General features: G+C 70.1%; 17 protein-coding genes and 2 pseudogenes. 14 read left to right on the top strand and 5 right to left on the bottom strand.

Annotation, left to right across the window (positions count from 1 at the left end; translation table 11 throughout):
• The first annotated feature begins 56 nt into the window (after positions 1-56).
• From AC5WAM_RS41760 to AC5WAM_RS41815, 12 genes and pseudogenes are all read left to right on the top strand, one after another.
• Entirely contained in the window at positions 57-3,209 is a 3,153-nt protein-coding gene (locus AC5WAM_RS41760) for a helix-turn-helix transcriptional regulator (protein WP_495520952.1), read from the top strand.
• A gap of 133 nt (positions 3,210-3,342) precedes the next feature.
• Positions 3,343-3,513, top strand: a complete 171-nt coding sequence (locus AC5WAM_RS41765) for a hypothetical protein (RefSeq protein ID WP_495520953.1) — start codon at positions 3,343-3,345, stop codon at positions 3,511-3,513.
• Between the two features lie 27 nt (positions 3,514-3,540).
• Positions 3,541-4,383 (top strand): SAM-dependent methyltransferase, encoded by an 843-nt coding sequence (locus tag AC5WAM_RS41770; RefSeq protein WP_495520954.1) that lies wholly within the window; start codon positions 3,541-3,543, stop codon positions 4,381-4,383.
• Positions 4,384-5,257: 874 nt separating this feature from the next.
• A complete protein-coding gene (locus tag AC5WAM_RS41775) occupies positions 5,258-5,722 on the top strand; it encodes an NUDIX hydrolase (RefSeq protein ID WP_495520955.1) in 465 nt (154 codons plus the stop codon).
• A gap of 105 nt (positions 5,723-5,827) precedes the next feature.
• Positions 5,828-6,850: a Gfo/Idh/MocA family protein gene (locus AC5WAM_RS41780; RefSeq protein WP_495520956.1), complete on the top strand. Its 1,023-nt coding sequence runs from the start codon at positions 5,828-5,830 to the stop codon at positions 6,848-6,850.
• A gap of 90 nt (positions 6,851-6,940) precedes the next feature.
• Positions 6,941-8,230 (top strand): DegT/DnrJ/EryC1/StrS aminotransferase family protein, encoded by a 1,290-nt coding sequence (locus AC5WAM_RS41785; protein ID WP_495520957.1) that lies wholly within the window; start codon positions 6,941-6,943, stop codon positions 8,228-8,230.
• A gap of 26 nt (positions 8,231-8,256) precedes the next feature.
• Positions 8,257-8,946, top strand: coding sequence for a methyltransferase (locus AC5WAM_RS41790; RefSeq protein ID WP_495520958.1), 690 nt, complete (start codon positions 8,257-8,259; stop codon positions 8,944-8,946).
• A gap of 101 nt (positions 8,947-9,047) precedes the next feature.
• Complete coding sequence (gene hisN, locus AC5WAM_RS41795; RefSeq protein WP_495520959.1) at positions 9,048-9,848, top strand: histidinol-phosphatase; 801 nt, start codon at positions 9,048-9,050, stop codon at positions 9,846-9,848.
• A gap of 64 nt (positions 9,849-9,912) precedes the next feature.
• The gene (locus AC5WAM_RS41800; protein ID WP_495520960.1) at positions 9,913-11,478 is read left to right on the top strand and encodes a carbamoyltransferase C-terminal domain-containing protein; all 1,566 of its coding nucleotides are present in this window, start codon (positions 9,913-9,915) and stop codon (positions 11,476-11,478) included.
• 226 nt (positions 11,479-11,704) lie between these two features.
• Positions 11,705-12,043 (top strand): annotated as a pseudogene (locus AC5WAM_RS41805) (alpha/beta fold hydrolase); the annotation flags it as partial.
• 99 nt (positions 12,044-12,142) lie between these two features.
• Positions 12,143-12,793, top strand: coding sequence for an AAA family ATPase (locus tag AC5WAM_RS41810; protein ID WP_495520961.1), 651 nt, complete (start codon positions 12,143-12,145; stop codon positions 12,791-12,793).
• On the top strand, positions 12,793-14,667 hold the full coding sequence (locus AC5WAM_RS41815; protein WP_495520962.1) for an ATP-binding protein: 1,875 nt from the start codon (positions 12,793-12,795) through the stop codon (positions 14,665-14,667). The genes AC5WAM_RS41810 and AC5WAM_RS41815 overlap by 1 nt, the downstream gene beginning before the upstream one ends.
• Here the strand turns inward: AC5WAM_RS41815 and AC5WAM_RS41820 are convergent.
• From AC5WAM_RS41820 to AC5WAM_RS41840, 5 genes and pseudogenes are all read right to left on the bottom strand, one after another.
• Positions 14,642-15,394, bottom strand: a complete 753-nt coding sequence (locus AC5WAM_RS41820) for a hypothetical protein (protein ID WP_495520963.1) — start codon at positions 15,392-15,394, stop codon at positions 14,642-14,644. The genes AC5WAM_RS41815 and AC5WAM_RS41820 overlap by 26 nt on opposite strands.
• 383 nt (positions 15,395-15,777) lie before the next feature.
• On the bottom strand, positions 15,778-16,008 hold the full coding sequence (locus AC5WAM_RS41825; protein WP_495520964.1) for a hypothetical protein: 231 nt from the start codon (positions 16,006-16,008) through the stop codon (positions 15,778-15,780).
• 63 nt (positions 16,009-16,071) lie between these two features.
• A complete protein-coding gene (locus tag AC5WAM_RS41830) occupies positions 16,072-16,554 on the bottom strand; it encodes a hypothetical protein (RefSeq protein ID WP_495523790.1) in 483 nt (160 codons plus the stop codon).
• Entirely contained in the window at positions 16,551-16,976 is a 426-nt protein-coding gene (locus tag AC5WAM_RS41835) for a hypothetical protein (RefSeq protein WP_495523791.1), read from the bottom strand. Before AC5WAM_RS41835 ends, AC5WAM_RS41830 begins: the two co-directional genes overlap by 4 nt.
• A gap of 115 nt (positions 16,977-17,091) precedes the next feature.
• A pseudogene (locus tag AC5WAM_RS41840) lies at positions 17,092-17,745 on the bottom strand (CotH kinase family protein); the annotation flags it as partial.
• Between the two features lie 290 nt (positions 17,746-18,035).
• Here AC5WAM_RS41840 and AC5WAM_RS41845 point away from each other — a divergent pair.
• Complete coding sequence (locus AC5WAM_RS41845) at positions 18,036-19,628, top strand: hypothetical protein (RefSeq protein ID WP_495520965.1); 1,593 nt, start codon at positions 18,036-18,038, stop codon at positions 19,626-19,628.
• A 549-nt stretch (positions 19,629-20,177) separates the two neighbouring features.
• Positions 20,178-20,396 carry an MbtH family protein gene (locus AC5WAM_RS41850; protein ID WP_495523766.1) on the top strand — a complete coding sequence of 73 codons (219 nt, stop codon included), beginning with the start codon at positions 20,178-20,180 and terminating at the stop codon, positions 20,394-20,396.
• The last annotated feature ends 76 nt before the right edge of the window (positions 20,397-20,472 follow it).

Genomic DNA, 20,472 nt, shown 5'->3' on the forward strand with positions numbered 1-20,472 from the left:
GAGCATCAGTCAATGCATCAGTCGACGGGGGCGGTCACAGCGGAGGGCAATCTGGCATGTTCGTCGGTCGGGAGCGGGAACAGTACGAACTTGCGCGCGTCGCTGCCGCGTTGACCGAGGGGCACAGCGGGTCCCTCGTCGTCCGCGGGCCGGCCGGCATCGGCAAGAGCGCGCTGCTGCAGCACCTGCGGCACGCCGTGAAGCCGGAGGCGACGGTGCTGACCGCGATCGGCGTCGAGAGCGAGACCGAGCTCTCCTTCGCCGCCCTGCACCAGCTCCTGTTGCCCCTGCTCCCCGAGGTGGACCGGCTTCCGCCGCCCCAGAGCGCCGCCCTGCGTGCGGCCTTCGGCCTCCAGAGCGCGCCCGCCGACCGGTTCCTGGTCGCCCTCGCCGCGCTGACCCTCCTGTCCGAGGCCTCCCAGAGCGGCCCGGTGCTCCTCCTGATCGACGACGCCCAATGGCTCGACACCTCCTCCACGGACGCCCTGCTGTTCGTCGCCCGCCGCCTGGGCGAGGAAGCCGTGGGGATCGTCTTCGCCGTACGCGACGGCTCCCGCCCCTTCTCCGCGCCGGGCCTGCCCGAACTGCGCGTGGGCCCCCTGGACACGGCCGCCGCCCGCGCCCTGCTCACCCACCACCTGCCGGAAGCCGCCCCCGCCATCCGTGACCGGCTCCTGCGCGAGGCCGACGGCAATCCCCTCGCCCTGGCCGAACTCCCGCGTGCCCTCAGCCGCCCCCAGCTGGACGGCGCCGCGGTCCTGCCCGAGGAGCTCCCGCTCACCGAACGCCTGCAGCGCCTCTACCGGCACCGCGTCAACGGCCTCCTCGCCCGCCCCGGCAACGCCCTCGTCCTCGCCGCGACCGAGGGCGACGGTGACCTGGCCGTCGTCCTGCGCGCCGCCGGGGACACCGACCGGGCGATGGACGAGCTGGGCGCCGCGGAGAGCGCCGGACTGCTCGACCTCGACCAGCAGCGCCTGCGCTTCCGCCACCCCCTGGTCCGCTCCGCCTTCTACCAGGGCACCCCCCTCAGCGGCCGCCGCGCCGCCCACATCGCCCTGGCCGAGGCCCTCGACCCCGGTGACGACCGGCACGTCTGGCACCGGGCCGCCGCCGCGATGGGCCCCGACGCACAGGTCTGCCACCTCCTCGCCGAACTCGCCGACCGGGTGCGGGGCAGCGGCGGCGTCGCCACCGCCACCAAGGCGCTGCGCCGCGCCGCCGACCTGGCACCGTCCAACGGCCTGCGCGCCCGTCTGCTGATCGACGCCGCCGACTGCGCCTGGACCGCCGCCGAGGCCGGCCAGGCCCACGCCCTGCTCACCGAGGCCGAGCCGCTGGCCGACCAACCCGCCCTGCGCGCCCGCCTCATGCAGGTGCGCGGCGCCATCGCGCACGCCTCCAGCGACCCGTCCAGGGCCTGCGCGACCCTCCTCGAAGGCGCCGCGCTGGTCCAGGACACCGACCCGCACCTCGCCCGCGAGTCCCTGGCCATGGCCGCCCGCTCCGCGTGGGTCGCGGACGACCCCGGGCGCCTGGCGCACATCGCGGGGCTTCTGGACGAGCTGGCCGCGGCGGACGCGGCGGACGCGGCAGGTGCGGAGGCCAGTGCGCGGGGCGCCCTGGTGCCGGACGGCACTGGGGCAGGAGTCGCCGGAGCGGCTGGCGCCGCGGCCGACGGTGTCGGTGGGGGTGGCGTCGTGAGAGGCGGAGCCGAGGCGGCTGGTGCTGCGGCCGATGGTGTCGGTGGGGGCGCCACTGTGAGAGGCGGAGCTGAAGCGCACGCCACGGCAGACGGTGCCGGTGCGGGTGCCACCGCGACAGGCGGAGCCGAAGCGGATGCCACCGCGACAGACGGCGCCGGAGGAGACGTCACCGTGCCACGCGCGGCTGAAGCGGATGCCACCGCGCCATGCGCGGCTGAAGCGGACGCCACCGCGCCGCATGCCGCCCCAGCACGCGGTGCCCGCGACGCCTTCGGCTGCCACCTCCGCTACCTCAGCGGTCTCGCCGCCGATCCCACGACCACGACCACGATCGAGCCCACGCCCGCGAGTCCGGACGGCGGCGACGGCGGCGCGGACGTACGCGGCGCCCGCATCCCCGAGACCTGGCTCGACCCCGACGACCCCCACCCCTGGGTGTGGCCCCCGACGTTCCTGCCCCACCTCCTGAACGCCACCCTGCCCTGGCGCGACGACCTGGAGCGGGCCGTGGACACCCTGCGCCGCCACGGCGCGATCGGCGCCCTGCCCATGTCCCTGGCCCCGCTCGTCGCCCTCCAACTGGTGACCGGCCCCTGGCCCGATGCCACCGCCAACGGCAGCGAGGCGCTCACCCTCGCGCGGGAGACCGGCCAGCTCGGCGCCGCGAGCCATCTGCGCGCCATGCTCGCCTGGATGGCCGCCGCCCAGGGCGACAGCGCCCGCTGCCTGCGCCTGGCCCGGGAGTCCCTCGACGTCGCCGTGCCGCGCCGCATCGCCAGCGCGGTCACGCTCGCTCACTGGGCGCTCGGCCTCAACGGCCTGGCCGAGCGCCGCCCCGGACACGCCGCGCAGGTCCTCGGCGAAGTCTGCGCGCCGGGCGGCTCGGCCGAACACTTCATGCTGCGCCGCCTGGTCCTGCCCGACTACGTGGAGGCCACCACCCGGGCGGGCCAGCACCAGCGCGCGGAGAAGGCGATGCGCCGCCTGGGCGGCCCACAGCCGCACGACGGACCGCACCTGCTCGCGGCCCGGCTGCGCTGCCAGGCCCTGCTCGCCCAGGGCGACCGCGCCGAGGAGCTCTTCACCGCCGCCCTCGACAAGGCCGACACCTCCCCCTTCGAGACGGGCCGCACCCGCCTCCTGTACGGCGAACGCCTGCGCCGCGACCGCCGCATCAAGCTCGCCCGCGAACAACTGCGCCTCGCCGAGATCCAGTTACACCGGATCGGCGCCCGGCCCTGGGCCCGGCTGGCCCGTATGGAACTGGCCGCGGCGGGCGACCGCTCCGCCCAGGCGGCCGCCCCCGCCAGACCCTCCGACCACCCCGCCCTCACCGCGCGCGAACAGCAGGTCGTACGCCTGGCGGCCCAAGGCCTCAGCAACGGAGAGATCGGTGCCCGCCTCTTCCTCAGCCCCCGCACCGTCGGCTACCACCTCTACAAGGCCTTCCCCAAGCTCGGCGTGGCCTCCCGGGCCCAACTCCTGGGCATGACCTTCGACTAGGGAAGGCAACCGGCAGCGCACCTCGCTCGGACCCAGGGCGACCACGTCAGGGCAGATCCTCTCCGCCCGCTCCGACCGGTTCGTCGGGGCGCTCTGGACGAGCTGCGGGGCCTTCCAGAACAATGGTCGATCGATGCCCGCCACGATGGTCAGACGCCACCTGGTGAGGGCCTACGACAGGCACCTCACGGACGTCTTGGGACTGCTGCCCGATTTCACCGTACGGGGCCAGGCCACCGGCGGTGGACGGCCCGGCGGGGTCGGACTCGGCGAACTGCGCCAGCTGGGCCACTGCATCCGTTGACCCACCCCTCACGCTCGGGAGACCTCGATGACCGACGACCCGTCCGTGCACCACACTGTCTCGCCGTCACCGGAGGCCGCCCGCCTCTACGAGGAGCAGGCCGAGACCGTGGACGGCGCGGCCGTCGACGGGAACATCCACGTCGGCTACTGGGACAGTGCCGCAGACGACCGTTCGCTCGACCAAGCCACCGACCGGCTCACCGACCTCGTGGCGGGGCGGCTGGCCGCGGCGCCCGGCAGTCGCCTGCTGGACATCGGCTGCGGAACCGGACGGCCCGCCCTGCGCATCGCCCGGGCCACCGGAGCCCACGTATCGGGAATCTCCGTCAGCAACGAGGACATCCACCTCGCCCGAACCCGCGCGGACACCGGCGCGCTCGCCGACCGAGTGGACTTCCGGTACGCGGACGCCTGCGCACTGCCCTTCGAAGCCGCGTCCTTCGACGGGGCCTGGGCGATCGAGTCCATGATGCACATCAGCGACCGGACCTCCGCCCTCACCGAGATCGCCCGGACCCTGCGCCCCGGTAGCCCGCTGGTCGTCACCGATGTGCTGGTCCGGTCGCCGGTGACCGGGGATGCCGCGGAACTGGTCCGCCGTACGAGCCGCGCGTTCGGGTCCCCGGCGCTGCCCGAACCGGCAGAGCTCCGCACGGCTCTGGACCGCGCCGGGCTTGAGGTGGAGGAGTTCGCCGACATCGGAGAGCACGTCCGGCGCACCTACCAAGCGTTCGCCGATGCCTTCGCCGATGTGGCCCCCGCCGCCGACGACCCCCATTACGAGTTCTTCAACTCCACTCGCGTCCTGCCCCAGTTCGGCGCGCTCCCGCAGATCGGCTACGTCTTCCTGGTCGCCCGCCGCCCGTGAACGAAGGACCTGCCGTCCGGGAGACAGGAGCGGTCCGCCAGGAACGGGTCGATGCACAGCGAAGCGACAAACTGAACCCCGCACGTCTCTCTGCCGAAGCATCGGATTACCCGAGCAACTCCTTCAAATCCAGCACCACGTGTCAGAAGTCGCTTTACCGAGCCGCGATGAGTGGTCAATCCAGCCAACATAGTTGATTGTGAAACTGTCGATGGTGGCAAGAAAATGATTGTTTAGGGGAGGTGTGGCGACGAGGACCCCCTGAGCCGCTGAGTGCATGGATCGAAACCATGGTGACCCGCGGGGCGGTGTGGGCTGCCAGGGCGCCTGCGCTCGACAAGATGCTCGCTACCCGCCGGGGCGCACTTCCCCACGCGTGGAAGGAAGCTGTGTCAAGAAGAAGTCGAGGCGGCCGAAGCCTTGTGTGAACTCGTGCACTCCCAGGATGCCCGGTAGTACTCAAGGCGGCATTGTAGGTACGATCACCAACATGATCCAGCGGTAATCCGTGCCTCTTGAAGGGTGCCGTCCGGGTCGTTCGACTCCATAGGCGTTCTGCCCAGTGCATGGAGCATGCGAACTTCATGCGCAAGTGAAGTGAGGGAAGAATGGTCAGCTGGTTCCGCGGGATGAGGCATGCGGCCGCAGGTGCGGCTGGGAACTCGCCCCTCGCTCAGTCCCTCCAGCATCCCTTCCCGGCCGCTGTCGCGAATCTGTCAGGCGAACGTCGACTGGCCGCGGAGTGGGGAGCCAGGGGCCGCACCTCGGTACTCGCTTGTCCCGACGGCCGCCCCGTCTACGTGACGTTCCGGGACACGGACATACCCGTCGGCGGACTCCGCGGAGAGCCGTCCGGGCGCGGTGAACGGCTGACGTGACCGAGGTTCCCGAACCCCGCCCGGTGGTGGGCGCGCTGATCCGTGACCCGTACGACCGCATCTTCGTCCAGCGCCGCTCGGCAGACCGGCGTCTCTTCCCCGGGTGCTGGGACGTCGTCGGCGGGGCCGTGGAGGAAGGGGAGTCCCTCCTCGGCGCGCTCCGCAGGGAGATAGCGGAGGAGACCGGGTGGCGGCTGCGCCGCGTGCTCGCCCGGGTGGCGCACGAGGAGTGGACGGCGGACGGACTGCGGCACATCGAGTCGGACTACGTCGTCGAGGTGGACGGTGACCTCTCCGCGCCCGCACTCGAACGGAACAAGCACACCGAGTTCGCCTGGATAGCGGCCGAGGAAGTCGCACTGCTCGACGAGAACGCACAGAGCGGCGGGAGCACCTTCATCAAGGACGTGGTGACCGCGGCGCACGCCTGGCTCGCCGATTCTTCCGGAAAGATCCGTTGAGCTCTCTGAACCGTCTGCGGCCAACAGTCTGATCCAGATTTCCGCGAGCCTTCCCTGGCTGCCCGCGTCATCATCCAATGATGTTCTGCGAGGGGGATATTCAGCATGCCCAGTGACAGGTCGAAGAACGTGCGTCCACGTCCGAGAGTATTGGTGGTCGGATTTGCTGGACACCAAGGAAAGGAATACCTGCCGGTCGTGCGGGAGATCGCTGACGTCGTCGGCGGCGTCGACCCCGCCCCGGCGGCCTTATCGCTCGCCGACGAGTGGAGATTCCCGCATTTCGACGCCCTCGGTGACGCACTGGAGAACCTCGACTTCGACGCCGCGGTGGTCACCGTGCCGCACAGTGAGCACTTCCCGGTCTGTACGGAAATCCTGGCGCACGGCAGGCACGTCATCAAGGAGAAGCCATTCGCCGTCACCGAGCAGGAAGCCCGGCAACTGATTCACCTGGCGCAACGGGCCGACCGCAGCGTCTTCACGCTACTGCAGCGCAACTTCAACCCCGTGTTCCAGTTCGCCCAGGAGAACCTCGCGCGGATCGGGGAGCCCTACTGGTTCTCCTATGACTACCACCTCAACCTCGCTCATCCGACCACGGGTTGGCGCGCCTCCAGGGACCAGGCAATGGGCGGTGTGCTCCTCGACATGGGCTACCACCTCATCGATGTGCTCAGCGCAATGTTCCCCGCACCCGAACCTCCCAGGATGCACGCGGCCTTCGTCCACCACTACCAAGAGATGCGCGACCGCCGGCTGGAGGATCTCGTCAGCCTCATGTGCAGCTATCCCTCAACAGGGCTGGCAGGCTCGCTGCGCATCTCACGTCACCACTACGAGAAGATCGAGCACCTCTGCGTGCTCGGTACGGAGGGCGCGCTGAACGTCGCCCCCAGGGTCGCCATCCTGCATTCCATCGGCGGGCTGCCGTTGGAGCGCCGCACCTGGGAAGGCCCCAAGACCGACACCGTGCGCTCCATGATCTCCCACCATCTGGCACACCTGGACGACCGCTACTACCGCCAGGACCACCTCCAGCGTCAACTCACCGCCGTGCGCACGATCGACGGGATCTACCGGGAGCGGCCGCGTGAGCAGAGCGAGCTGGCCCACCGGTGCGCTTGAGGCCCGCTCCACGGCACCCGGAACCGAGAGCCCCCGCGCCGGGGGCCGACCAGCCGCACCCTGGCCCACCCGCGAAAGCAGGAAGGACACATGGCCACCGCCGAGCAACTCGCCCTCCTCGGAGGCACACCCGCCATCGAACAGCCGCTGCCGCACGAGGTCTGGCCCCCGCCCGCCGACGAGGCGGAGCTGACCGAACTGGCCGAGCAGCGGAACACCGACATCTCCATCAAGGGCAACAGCGGCCCCATCGGCCGGTTCGAGAGCGCGTTCCTCGCCTTCCTGAACGACGGAGCCCGCTTCGCGGTCACCTTCAACTCCGGCACCAGCGCCCTCTTCGCCGCCTACTTCGCGCTCGGCGTGCGCGAAGGCGTGGACGTCGTCGGACCGGCACTCACCTACCACGCGGCGCTGAGCCCCGTCTTCGCGCTCCGCGGCGACGTAATCCTGGCCGACATCGACCCCGAGACCCGAGGCCTGGACCCCGAAGCACTTCGAGCCGCGCTCACCGAGCACACCAAGGTGATCACGGTCGTCCACCAGTGGGGCCACCCCTGCGACATGGACGCGATCCTGCGGATCGCCGAGCGGCACGGGCTGCGCGTTCTGGAGGACTGCTCCCACGCCCACGGCAGCCACTACAAGGGCAGGCCCGTCGGCACCTTCGGCGACGCCGCGGTCTTCTCCCTCCAGGCCAACAAGGCCGTCTACGCGGGGGAGGGCGGCATCCTCGTCACGAGCGACCCCGAGGTGCACGACCGCGCCACGCTCCTCGGGCACTACCGGGACCGCTCCCGCGACGCCGTCCTCGACGAGGACCTGCGCGCCCACTGGGTCACCGGCTTCGGGCTCAAGCTGCGCATGTCGCCGTTCAACGCCATCGTGGCCCGGCACGCGCTCGCGGCGTTCCCGGCACGCAAGGAGGCCCGCCACCGCTGTCTGCGCTACTTCGGCGAGCACCTCGGTGACGTGACCTATCTGGAGCCGGTGCACGTCGCCGCCCACGTCGACATGGGCGCCTGGTACGGCTACAAACCGCTCTACCGGCCCGAGGCACTGGGCGACGTCCCACGCTCCGTGCTCATCGAGGCGCTGCGCGCCGAAGGCATGGAAGTGGGCGCCCCTTCCGGCCCCCGCCTCTCGACGCTGCCGCTGTACGCCCGACCGGAGAACCCCCTCTTCCCCGGAACGCCCAAGAAGGGCCTCGCACCACAGGCCGGCTCACACGCCGAACACGTCGAACAGCACGCCCTGTCCCTGCCCACCTTCACCAACTGGCCCGAGGACAAGACGCTCATCGACCAGTACGCCGAGGCTTTCCACAAGGTCGGCCGCCAGCGCGAAGCGCTCGTACGGTACGCGGCCGATGCGACCCGATGAACCACACCACCGAAGAGGGAGAGACCATGACTGCCGAGGAGTCACCCGAGGCCGTGGCCCAAGTCCTGCAGCACGCTCTCGTGGGTGACGACCTGCCCGACACCTTCACCCTCCTGGGGCGGGAGTGGAGCCTGCACCGCGGTGTCTTCCCCAGCACCCTGAGCGCCGCCACCGAGGTGATGGCCTCGATGGTGCCCTACCCCGAGGGCGGCTCCTTCCTGGAGGTCGGCTGCGGCACGGGCGTCATCGCCGTGACCGCCGCACTCCACGGCTGCGCGTCCGTCACCGCCCTGGACATCAACGAAAAGGCGGTGGCCAACACGGCCGCCAACGCCGAGCGGCACGGTGTGAGCGACCGGGTACGCGTCCTGCACAGCGACATGTACGCGGCTCTCGAGCCCGCGGAGCGCTTCGACACCATCTTCTGGAACGTCCCCTGGACCTACGTCGAGGAAGACTTCGCCCTCTCCACCGATCTGCACTCCGCCGTCTTCGACCCGGGCTACCAGGGCCAGGCCCGATACCTGGCCGGTGCGCATGAGCATCTGGCCGACGGCGGCAGGCTGCTCCTCGGCACGGCCGACCTCGGGGACCGCGACCGGCTCGACGCCATCGCGGAGGAAGCCGGCATGCGGATCGAACTCCTCGACCGCGTCCGCCGGATCGAGGAAGTGCGGGTCATGGAGTACCACTTGCTCGAACTGCACGCGAAGTGATCCGGCGGCCCTCGGAACGCCGCCCGGATCACCACGACGCTCCGCCCGGACCACCAGGGGCCGGGCTCCCGAAACCCACGAGGTGTGCAGTGAGGCGCCCCATGTCACGACAGGACGATCTCGAACTGGCCCTGGAGCTGGGCGACATCGCAGACAGCGTCACCATCCGCCGCTTCCGAGCCCTTGACCTGAAGGTCCGGGAGAAGCTCGACCGTACGCCCGTGACCGACGCGGACACCGCCGTGGAGGCGGCCGTACGCGAGGCACTGAGGTCCACCCGCCCGGACGACGCCTTCGCCGGGGAGGAGACGGGCGGCTCCGTCAAGGCCGGGCGCACCTGGATGGTCGACCCCATCGACGGCACCAAGAACTTCCTGCGCGGGGTGCCGGTCTGGGCCACGCTGATCGCCTTGCTGGAGGACGGGCGGCCCACCGTCGGAGTCATCAGCGCGCCCGCCCTGCACAGCCGCTGGTGGGCGGCGGCCGAACAGGGCGCGTGGCTGCGGCGCGGGGCCGTCGACAGCTCCCCCCTGCCCCTGCGTGTCTCCGGCAGCACCCGCCTCACCGAGGCCTATCTGTCCACCACCAGCACACGCACCTGGGGCACCTTCCACTCGTACGAGGCGTATCTGCGCCTGGTCGAAGCGTGCTGGGAGGACCGTGCCTTCGGGGACTTCATCCAGCACTGCATGGTGGCCGAGGGAACCCTCGACATCGCGGCCGAACCGGTCGTGAACCCCTGGGACATCACCGCCGTGCAGATCCTCGTGGAGGAAGCCGGCGGTGTCTGCACCGACCTCCTGGGCGCCTCGCCCCAGGGCGGCACCGGCGCCCTGTCGGCCAACCCGCAGTTGCACCAGCTCGCCCTGAAAACCCTCTCGGCCGCGCCGGACGGCAGCTGATCCAGAGCCCGCCGACTCCGGTGCCCAACGGTCACGTCAGGAATCCACAGAGAAACGGACCAACATGCTGATTCTTTCCCTCAAGGAAGGCCATGACGGCGCGATCGCAGCCGTCGAGGACGGCAAGCTGCTGTTCTCCCTGGAGGCGGAGAAGGACTCGTTCCTGCGCTACAGCAACCCGACCGCCGAAATGTTCGCCGCGGCGGCGGACCGGCTGGACAAACAGCCGGACGTCGTCGCGATGAGCGGCTGGATCAAGGGGACCCAGGCCACCGACCAACCCTCGCGTGCCGGGTACTACGGTGTGGGCGCGTCCGCGATCTCGGACGAGGCAGGCCGGTTCTTCGGAAAGAACGTGCGCGCCTTCTCCTCCACGCACGAGCGCTCCCACATCATGACGTCCTACGGAATGTCGGCATTCCGTCGGGACCAGCCCTTCTACAGCCTGGTGTGGGAGGGGAACATCGGCTCGTTCTACCGCCTCGACGAGCACGGGAAGGTGACCCATCTCAAGGAGGTGCTCAACTACCCGGGCAACAAGTACTCCTACGGGTTCGCGCTCGCCGACCCCAAGTTCAGTCCGCACCAGGAATTCGTCCGCTTCCAGGACGCGGGCAAGCAGATGGCCCTGGCCGGATTTGCCGAGAACCGACCGGCGACCCCGGCGGAGCAGGAGGTCATCGACTTCATCCTCGGCCAGAAGAACGTCATCACCGGCCAGCTGAAGGACCGGATGACCGATTCCCCCTTCCACAACATCGGGGTGGAGACGAACGAGTACAAGAGCCTCGCCGCCCGCCTCTCGGACGCCATCTTCGACCGGTTCCACGCCTACGCCCGGGAACATCTGACGGAAGGCCTGCCGCTGCTCGTCTCCGGAGGCTGCGGACTCAACTGCGAGTGGAACCGCCGCTGGCGCGAGTGCGGGCTCTTCCCCTCGGTCTTCGTCCCGCCGTGCCCCAACGACAGCGGCTCCGCGATCGGCACCGCCATCGACGCGCAGCACTTCTACACCGGTTCGGCCGACCTGGACTGGGACGTCTACGCAGGTGGTGAATTCGTCGAGGACATCGCATTCGACCCGCAGCGCTACGACATCCGCCCGCTGCACTACGGCGAGGTCGCCCGCTACCTCCGTGACGGCAACATCATCGGCTGGGTGCAGGGCCGCTGGGAAATCGGCCCCCGTGCGCTCGGAAACCGGTCGATCCTGGCCGCTCCCTTCACCGAGGAGACGACCGTCAGGCTCAACAAGATCAAGCAGCGCGAGGGATACCGCCCCATCGCCCCGATCTGTCTGGAGCGGGACGCGGGCCGCTGGTTCGGCGGAGGCGGCCCTGACCCCTACATGCTGTACTTCAGCCAGGTCGAGTCCAGCGAACTGCGAGCGGTGACGCACGTCGACGGAACAGCCCGAACGCAGACCGTCGACCCGACCGCGAACCCGGAAGTGGCCGATCTCCTGGAATCCTTCGGCGAATTGACCGGATTCAGCGTCCTGTGCAACACCTCGCTCAACTATTCGGGCCGCGGATTCATCAACCGCACCAGCGACCTGATCACGTACGGCGAGCTCCACGGGCTGGATGGATACGTCGTGAACGACGCCTTCATCACCCAGCGGCCGTGAAGAACCCCCGCCGCTGGATCAGGAAACGGCAGGGTCGGTGAGGCCGAGGCGCCGGTGCCGAGGCTGAGCCCCCGCCCGGCGCCGCTCTCTGCGGGCTACCGCCCCACCCGTCACGCCAGGCTCTGGACGGGGCGCGAACTACGTCATTTGACGGTATCGGCCTCTCCGGCCCGCTCTCAGCTTTCTCCCCGTGGTCGCATCGGCTCGATGAACTGAGGGGGACGCCGTGGTTGCGCGTGCGGGAGTGAGGAACGTCGTCCTGGTCCACGGAGGCTTCGTGGACGGGTCGGGCTTGCAGGGGGTCTACGACGTCCTCAAACGGGACGGCCACCGCGTCAGCGTCGTACAGAACCCGACGTGGTCCCTCGCCGGGGACGTCGTCGCGGTGCGGCAGGTCATCGACGCCCAGGACGGCCCGGTCGTCCTGGTGGGGCACTCCTACGGCGGGGCTGTGATCTCGGAGGCGGGCCTCCACACGAACGTGGCCGCGCTGGTCTACATCGCCGCGTTCGCACCCGACAAGGGCGAATCCGTGAGCACGCTCATTGCCGACCCGCCTCCGGGTACTGACCGGCGCACGCGGCGTGGGTAGGGTGCGCGGGGCGACAGGGGGACGGGCACGGACGGTGAGGCGCCCTTACGGGCGGGACCGGCAGGGCAGCTCATGGGGCGCGAGCACGACCTCGATCTGGTACGGGCATTCGTCAGCTCGGTCACGACGTCCGGCGACGCGCTTGTCCTGTCCGGCGAAGCGGGTGTCGGCAAGACGGCGCTGCTGGACGCCGCTGCCGAGCTCGCACAGGGCTCGGGCCTGCGCGTCGTACGAGCCGTCGGTGTGGAGTTCGAGAGCACCGTCGGCTTCGCCGGGCTCCACCAGGTCCTTCACCCACTGCTGACCGGGCTCGAACGGCCGCCCACCGCGTACCGCGGCGCGCTGCGCGTCGCGTTGGGCCTGGCGGACGGCGCGCCGCCCGATCAGCTGCTGGTGTCGAACGCGACGCTGGCACTGCTCGCCCGCGCCGCGGCAGAGCGCCCCTTGCTGGTGGTCGTGGACGACCTGCCGTGGCTGGACCGCGCCAGTGCCGCAGTGCTGGGCTTCGTGGCCCGCCGCCTCGACGGCAGCCAGGTCGGCTTCCTCGGCGCGTACCGGTCCGCGGAGGGCAGCTTCTTCGAAGGCGGGGGAGTACACGTGCACCACGTACGGCCCCTCGAACCAGCCGCGGCAGCGGAGCTGATCGGGGACCGCTTCCCCTCCCTGCCCCCGCGCGTGCGCGATCGCCTCCTGACAGCGGCACAAGGAACCCGCTGGCCCTGATGGAACTGCCCATCGCTCTCAGCGGTACGCGACGCCCCGAAGCCGCGGTCCCCGAGGTGCTGCCGCTCAGCAGCCGGCTCCAGGCCGTGTTCGCCTCCCGCGTCCGGGCTCTGCCCGAGCCCACTCGGCTGCTCCTGCTGCACGCGGTCCTGGACGGCACCGGCGACCTCGGCGCCCTAGCGGCGGTCGGCCTGGCGGACCTGGCGCACGCGGAGCGGGCAGGCCTCGTGCACGTCGACGCCGCGACCGGCCGACTCGTCTTCCGCCACCCGCTGACGCGCTCCGCCCTGGTCGAGCTCTCGACCAGCGGGAAGGGGCGTGCGGCGCACCGCGCCCTGGCCGAGCGCAGGGCCGACCGGCCGGAGCGGCGCGCCTGGCACCTCGCCCAGGCCACCGTCGAACCCACCGAGGACGTCGCGGCCCTGCTGGAGCGCGTGGCACACGACGTGGTGCGGCGCGGTGACGCGGAGGGCGCCGTGGCCGCGCTGCTGCGCGCCGCGGAGCTGAGCCCGCGCGGCTACGACCGTAGCCGCCGCATCGCCGAGGCGGTCTACCTCGGCGCGGATCTCACGGGCGATCTGCGGGACGTTCCGCGGCTGCTGGAGGAGGCCCGCAGAGCCGACGGCGGACGGGCGGGTCCGCTGTTCGCCGCGGTCGCCGCCGCGCACCACATCCTCCTCAGCGGCGAGGGCGACCTCGACACCGCCCACCGGCTGCTGGTCGGTGCCATCGACATGCAGCACCAGCCGTACGACGCGACGGACGCCACCATGATCGAGGCGCTCCACACCCTGGCCTGGGTGTGCCACGGCGGCCAGCGCGCCGAGCTGTGGGCACCGCTCGACAGGGCACTGGACCTGTTGCAACCGGGCGTCCCCGACCGGCTGGCCCTGATCCTCGGCACGGTCGCCGACCCGGCCCGCACCGCACCCGCCGTGCTCGCGCACCTCGACGAGGCCATCGCCTCCCTCGACCAGGAGACCGACCCGGCCCAGTTGATCCGCATCGCCATGGCAGCGCTCTACGTCGACCGGCTCGCCGGATGCCGGACGGCGCTGCGGCGCGTGCTGCGCACCGGCAGAGACAGCGACTCGCTCACCCTGGAGCTCCAAGGACTGGTCTTCCTCGGCAGGGGCCGGTTCGAGGACGCCTACCGCCACGCGTCCGAGGTCAGCCAGGCTGGTGCGCTCGCCTCACGCGTCCCTGTGGCCCTGTTCGTCATCATGGACCTCGTCGAGGCCGCGGTACGAACGGGCCGGACCGCGGAGGCGGCAGCCCACGTGGCCGCCGCGCAGGCCGCCGACGTCGCCGTCGTCTCGGCCCGGCTCGCCATGATCGTGAAGGCCTCCGCCGCGCTCGCCACCGACGACCACCGCGCCGACGACCTGTTCGACGAGGCGCTTGCCGTGCCCGGCACCGGCTGCTGGCCGTTCGATCGGGCCCGGGTGCAGCTCGCGTACGGCGAACGCCTGCGACGGGGGAGGTCCGCCAAGCGAGCCCGCGGCCGCCTCGGCGCCGCCCTCGACACCTTCGAGAGACTCGGAGCCGCCCCCTGGACGGCCCGCACCGCCAACGAACTATGGGCAACCGGGGAGCCCGTCAAGCACGGCACCCCCACCGGACCCGCGTCCCTGACGACCCAGCAAAGAGAGATCGCCCTGCTCGCGGCGGCAGGCCTCACCAACAAGCAGATCGGCGAGCGGCTCTTCCTCTTCCGCGCACCGTGTCCACCCATCTGCACCAGCTCTTCCCCAAGCTGGGCGTGGCCTCGCGCGCCGCGCTACGAGACGCCCTCAGGGACTTGCCGAAGGCGTGAGGAACCCAGCGCGTCGCTGGTGCCTCCGTGGTTCAAGCGGCCCCTGTCCTGTCGTTGATCTGGAAGGTGATTACGTCGACTTCGTCGGTTTCCGCCAGGTCCGGGTAGTGGCCTTTGAGGACTCCCTGGAGTTCGGTTGCGGTCGTGAGTCCCTCGGCTTGGGCGTCCTGGTCGGTGAGGTCGCTGATCAGGCAGTGCCTGATGCCGGTCACCTCTGCCGGCAGGACGACTTCAGGGTCGCTCTCGAACACCAGCCGTGCCGGACCGAGCTGGGCCGGGTCCCGGAAGCGGGTGGTTCTGGTCTTGGCGCCGGAGCGGACGTCGTCGAGGTAGCGGGGGTTGAACCGGATGATCGGGGGACCGGCCGTCTCGGGGTCCTGGTAGACCGATGGGTCGAGACCGTTCATCCCTTCCGGGGTCCAGCGCTGAGTCAGCGGCATCAGGTCGGCGGCGAGAACCGACCTGGGCCCCGCGGGCGTGGGTACGATGACGCGCATGGTGGGGTAGTAGTCCACAAAGACCTGCCGATCGCGCCCGCACGGGCCGATGACCCCGCGGCCGTGGTTTCCCACGGCGACGATGCAGCGCATCTGGCGGGCGCCCTGGGCACGTGCGGCTCCCAGAGCCACGAGTTCGGCGCAGGGCCCGCCGGTGAAGTGGTAGAGGTTCACACCGGCAAACATCCGGTAGTCGGCGGCCATGACCGCGGCGCCCATCGTGTGGATCCCGTCCTCGTCGGGCCCGGCGTCGGTATGCGCATCCACGGTGCGGCGTGCCAGCTCCACGAGCTCACGCTCGTCATCATCGAGAGCTCGTGCAGATGACGGTACGTACACGTTCCCAGCCTTCTCTTTCGTCAGCGGTCGTCGAAGATCATTCCACGCCGCGCAGGTGGGTTCCACCGGATTGCGGCTCGCCTTGACCGGCTCCCCAGGTGGCCCCGGCGCTGGCGGCGGACGCGGCGCACGCGGCGCGGCCCGGTCCAGGCGCTCGGCCCCGCTGGTGCGGTGGCGTCAGAGCGACGGCGAGAACGGCGACGCTCCGGCGAGGTGACGGGCCACGACGAGGCGACGCCACCGGCGCCGGAGGTGTCGCCGGTGGCGTTGAAGTCACCAGGAGGCCGCGCTGACCTGTGGCAATGACGGTGGTCGGCGGCCGGGGGCGGGTCCTACCCAGTCGCCGCGGGGATCAGGAAGAGGTGGATCGACTGGTCCTTCGCGCGGTACGGGTCGCTCGCCGCGCCCTTCTTCGCCCGGTCCGACACCACCACCACGTGGTCGGACGAGACCCAGGAGACGCCTTCGGCGGTGCCGTAGACGGTGCGCCCCTTGGTGTCCGTGGGGAGGCGGTAGACCGTGCCCTCGTCGACCTGCCACTTCTGCGTGGCGAGGCGGCCCACCCAGAGTGCGGACGACGCCTGCGACAGGACGGCGATCCGGCCGTCGCGGACGGACAGGCCGCTTTAGTCCTCGAAGGGCAGGGACGCGGGCAGCCATAGCGTGTCCGTGTGGTCCCACTGGTCGGTGCCGCGGCGGAAGACCTGGATGCGGCCGCCGCCGGGCCGCCGGCCCTCCTTGCCGCCCGCGCAGCGGTTGCCCTCGCACAGGGCGAGCAGGTGACCGACTCCGTTCCGCTCCACCCACTTCAGACCCTCCATGCCCTTGTTGGCGTCCGTCAGCAGGAAGCCGAGCCACGCCGAGCCGCGGGGCCGCAGTCGGCTGTCGTGTTCCTGAACGCGGGCGCGGTACCCCTTGGGCTTGACCGGAACAGCCTCGCTGAGCGTGAAGTAGCGGTCCTTGACCGGGTCGTGAGCGAGATCCTCGTGCCCATCGGCCTCCGTCCCCTTGCCGTGCTGGGAACTCGCCGCTTCCCGGATCTTGGCCTCCTTGACGAGGCGCAGCTGCGGGGCCTTGTTGTTCTTCGGCTGCTTCTTGGCGGTGGTCATGACGGCAGGGCCTCCATGGTGCCGGGGAAGACGGCACCGCTGGCGCCGTTGGGGTAGGTCTTGCGGAGCTCGGCGAGCTGACGTCGGGCGCTGTCGTAGCGCATCCGTGTGTGGTGGTAGATCCCGTACGTGAACTGGGCGCCGCGGCTGAGTTCCCCCTGGCGGTACGCGGCTCGGTACACCTCGTCGTTGGTGAAGTGCCGCCCAGTGAAGGGCTGTCCGTGCGGGCTGGCCGACTTGAGGTGCACCGAGGGCGCGATGCGCTGCCACAGGCCCTCGCCCCCGGAGTCCTCCGCACCGATCAGCGCGGCGACACGGCCGGGGTCGAACTCCGTGTCGAGCAGGTACTCCAGGTGGTCGAGGTAGTACTGGCAGAAGTCGTGGTGGCGCAGCAGGTTGGTGAACAGCGGCAGCTGTGGCACCTCGTGCGGGGCGTGCGTGATCCGGTAGTAGCCGCGCGTCCTCGCGGGCCAGTCGAGCAGATCCGTGTACTGCCACTGGGTCGAGAAGAAGTCGGCGCCTGGGGCTGTTGTCGTAGTCCCAGGGGATGAACGTGAAGTACGGGCGTGACGTGAAGCCCCGCGCGTCGCCGAGCCGCCCCGAGTTGTAGAGGTAGTAGTTCGACGGCGTCGCGAAGTAATTGTCCCAGCTGCCGAGGACCACGTTGGCGCTCGCCCAGCGCAGGAAGGCCCGCACGTTCAGGAGGCCCTCGACGGACGAGCGGAAGGCGTCGGACGCGAACGCGCCCTCGCTGCCGCGCAGTTCGACGCCGTTGATCGTACGGAGGTCGTCGTAGGTGTTGGCGGCCGGATCGCCCTCGTTCGTCTTGAGGCGGTACGTCCTGTCGTCCGCCGGGCCGCCCGCGGTGAAGTACTGGTGACCGCCGTCCGTGCCGCCCGTGCCGGTGCGGTGCTCCAGGGTCGCGCAGCCGATGTCACCGCAGGACGCCTTGTAGAGGTTGCCTTCGGAGTTCTTGCCGAAGTGGTCCTTGAGGAACTTCTTGTCGACCTGCTCGATGACGGAGAACAGCCCCATGTAGCGGTCGTTGAGGAAGAGCGTCGCGTACGTGTGCTGCGAGGGGTCGTTGCACATCGCCTTGAGGCTGACTCGTTCCATGCCGTGCAGCCGGTCCTCGCTCTCCCCGACCTCGAAGTCCACCTTCCAGGACCGCTTGGGCGCACGCGCTGTCATATTGCCGCTGTTGACCAGGGAGAAGGCGGGCGTGGAGAGTAGCAGTGCTCCTGTCCACGGCGCCTCCTCATGGGGTGCCAGAAGGTGAGCTTCCTCTCTACGCCCGGCGCCACATGACCGCCGGCGGCAGAACCGGCCTTACCGACCTGGCGGCCGTCGGGGCGCTTGCTCACCACGCGGTCAACCGCCCAGCTCGGCGCCGTGCCGACAGGCCCTGGGAGTCGCACAACCATCCACCCGCCTCACAGGTCAAAGCCGCGACACGCACAGGAACACCCATTGGGGGAGTCTTGAAGAAGTTCTCGGTGGTGATGGCCACGAGCCTCGTGGCTTGCGCCGCCACACTGGTCGCCGTGCCCGCGGCACACGCGGGCGAGGGCGGCTCCCGCAGCCGTACGGAGACGCTGCTGGAGGGCGGCAAGGTCTACGCCCTCTACGAGCACCTGTCCTCGCGCTTCCGCCCGAAGGACGTCACGCTCAAGATCCACGCGCCGGACGACACCAAGGTCCTCGCCAGCCTCCGCCTCGACGGCACCGAGACCTGCCCCGACACGAGCGAATGCTTCGAGCACACCTTCCGGTCCGGGCCGGTCACCCTGCCCGCCATGGGCGCCTACGTGATCGACGTCGTGGCGAGGGAGGGCCGGCCGAACGAGGTCGTGCAGCGGTCGACCGGATTCCTCAACTACGGTCTCAACCCCAAGCTGACCCTCAGCAGCAGCCACCCGCGGATCTCCTACGACCACTCCGTGCTCGACGTCTCCGGATCCCTGGTGGCCGAGGACCCCGTCACCCACGAGGTGAAGCCGTTCGCAGGGGTGGGCATGTACTACCGCGCCCGCGAGGCTCGCAGGGAGGGCTGGGTGTGGACGGACGGGACGGGGCGGTTCTCGTCCACCACGTACTTCAACGAGCGCAGCACCGACACCACGTACGAGTACATGTTCGACCAGCAGTACGAGTCGCTCAAACTTCCCCTCCACCAGCAGGCGCTGAAACTCAAGGTGGACACGCCCGCAGACACAGTCACCGCACCGTACGGCAGTGACATTCCGGTCCGCGGCAAGCTCACCCGCATCGCGGACGACGGCGCCGAGAAGCCCCTGGCCGCCGAGGTGAACATCGGCGCCGACGGCACCGTACAGAGCGGGGAGAACGGCACCTTCTCCACGCGGTACACGGTCAAGCAGGGCGGGCAGGTGAGCATCCGGCCGACCGCGTCGAACTGGTTCACGCCGCCGTCCCCGCACACCTTCACGGTGGCCGAGCCCCCGCGGACGAGCAGGCTGTCGAACGTCGAGGGCAAGGTGGACAAGTACCGCAAGGTCACCTTCACCGGCAAGCTCGGTGTCACCCAGGGGACGTTTCCGAAGGGGGCCACGGCGAAGGTCTCCGTCGACCACCGCCCGGAGGGCGGGGCCTGGTCGAGCACCGGCACCTTCGACGCCGCGTACGGCGCCTCCTTCACGGGGTCCTCGCCGAAGAAGGCCGACGCGGGTGGCCACTGGCGGCTCCGCCTCGTCAACGCCGACCTGAACGGTTCGAGCGCCAAGCTGGGACGCACGTACACGCGGGTGTGGAACGACGGGGTCACGCCCGAGGGCGTGCGCAAGGGGGCGAAGGTCACGGCCAAGGGCGGTCTGATGCACAAGCCGGGCTCCACCTGGCGGCCGTACGCCGGGCAGAAGGTCCGCGTCTGGTTCAAGGCCGCGACGGCAGGGTCCGCGTGGAAGGAGCTGGGAAGCACCAAGACGCTCGGCGACGGCACGTTCAGCAAGAAGTTCACCGCGCGGCAGGACGGCACCTGGCAGATGCGCTACACCGACACGGACGCCTCCCACTACGCGGACCACGGACGTGAGGACTACGTCGACGTCCGCTGACGCGCACGGAGGCCCGCAGACGAGGGGCGAGCGCTGAGGCCCGTACGCGAGGGGAGAGCGCTGAGGCCCGCACACGAGGCGGCCCGCACCGGAAGTCATCCGGTGCGGGCCGCCTTTGTCGTCGGTACGCACGCGCCACGCGGCCCGGCCCGCTACCGCAGCCGCCCATGAACCGTCAATTGGCATTTCCTGGATTTAACGGTTCCTGTACCCACTCTTCTCCCGGTTAACTCGCCCATGTGTACCGGGTGTTTCGTGATGCCGGTCACGGTTGAACTTGATTCGCGTCCCACGTAGTGTGATCATCGCCGCCGAGAACGGGGGAAGTGCAGGCTGGTCGAGCGACCCGTAACGGGCGCTTGAGTAACAGAACTTGGGGGATGTGCGGAGCCGTCACCATCGTGTGCAACGGCCGCTTACGGGGGATTTTGCCGCTCTGGCATGAAGTAAATGACCGCTGCCTGGTTTCTGTTCGGGCGCGGCTTGCTGTGTGTTTGGGCAGGTGTGTCCCCGCCCGCGTCCCTCTCCGTGCATGCCGAGAGGTGCAGTGTGAGCAATCCATTTGAAGACGATGACGCCCAGTACCTGGTCCTGGTGAACGATGAGGGCCAGTACTCGCTCTGGCCTGCGACGATCGAGGTCCCCGCGGGCTGGGAGGCGCGGTTCGGGCCGGACGCCCGCCAGGCCTGCCTCGCCCATGTCGAGGAGAACTGGGCCGATATGCGCCCGTTGAGCCTGGTCCGGGAAACGGAATCCGCGGGTTCTTGAACACGGTGTGACGTGGCACGGCAGTAGCGGTTCCCGTCGCTGCCGTCGCCGCCTTCACCTGCGTTTCATCAATTGC

This window comes from Streptomyces sp. JLYT201 (genome assembly GCF_059448825.1).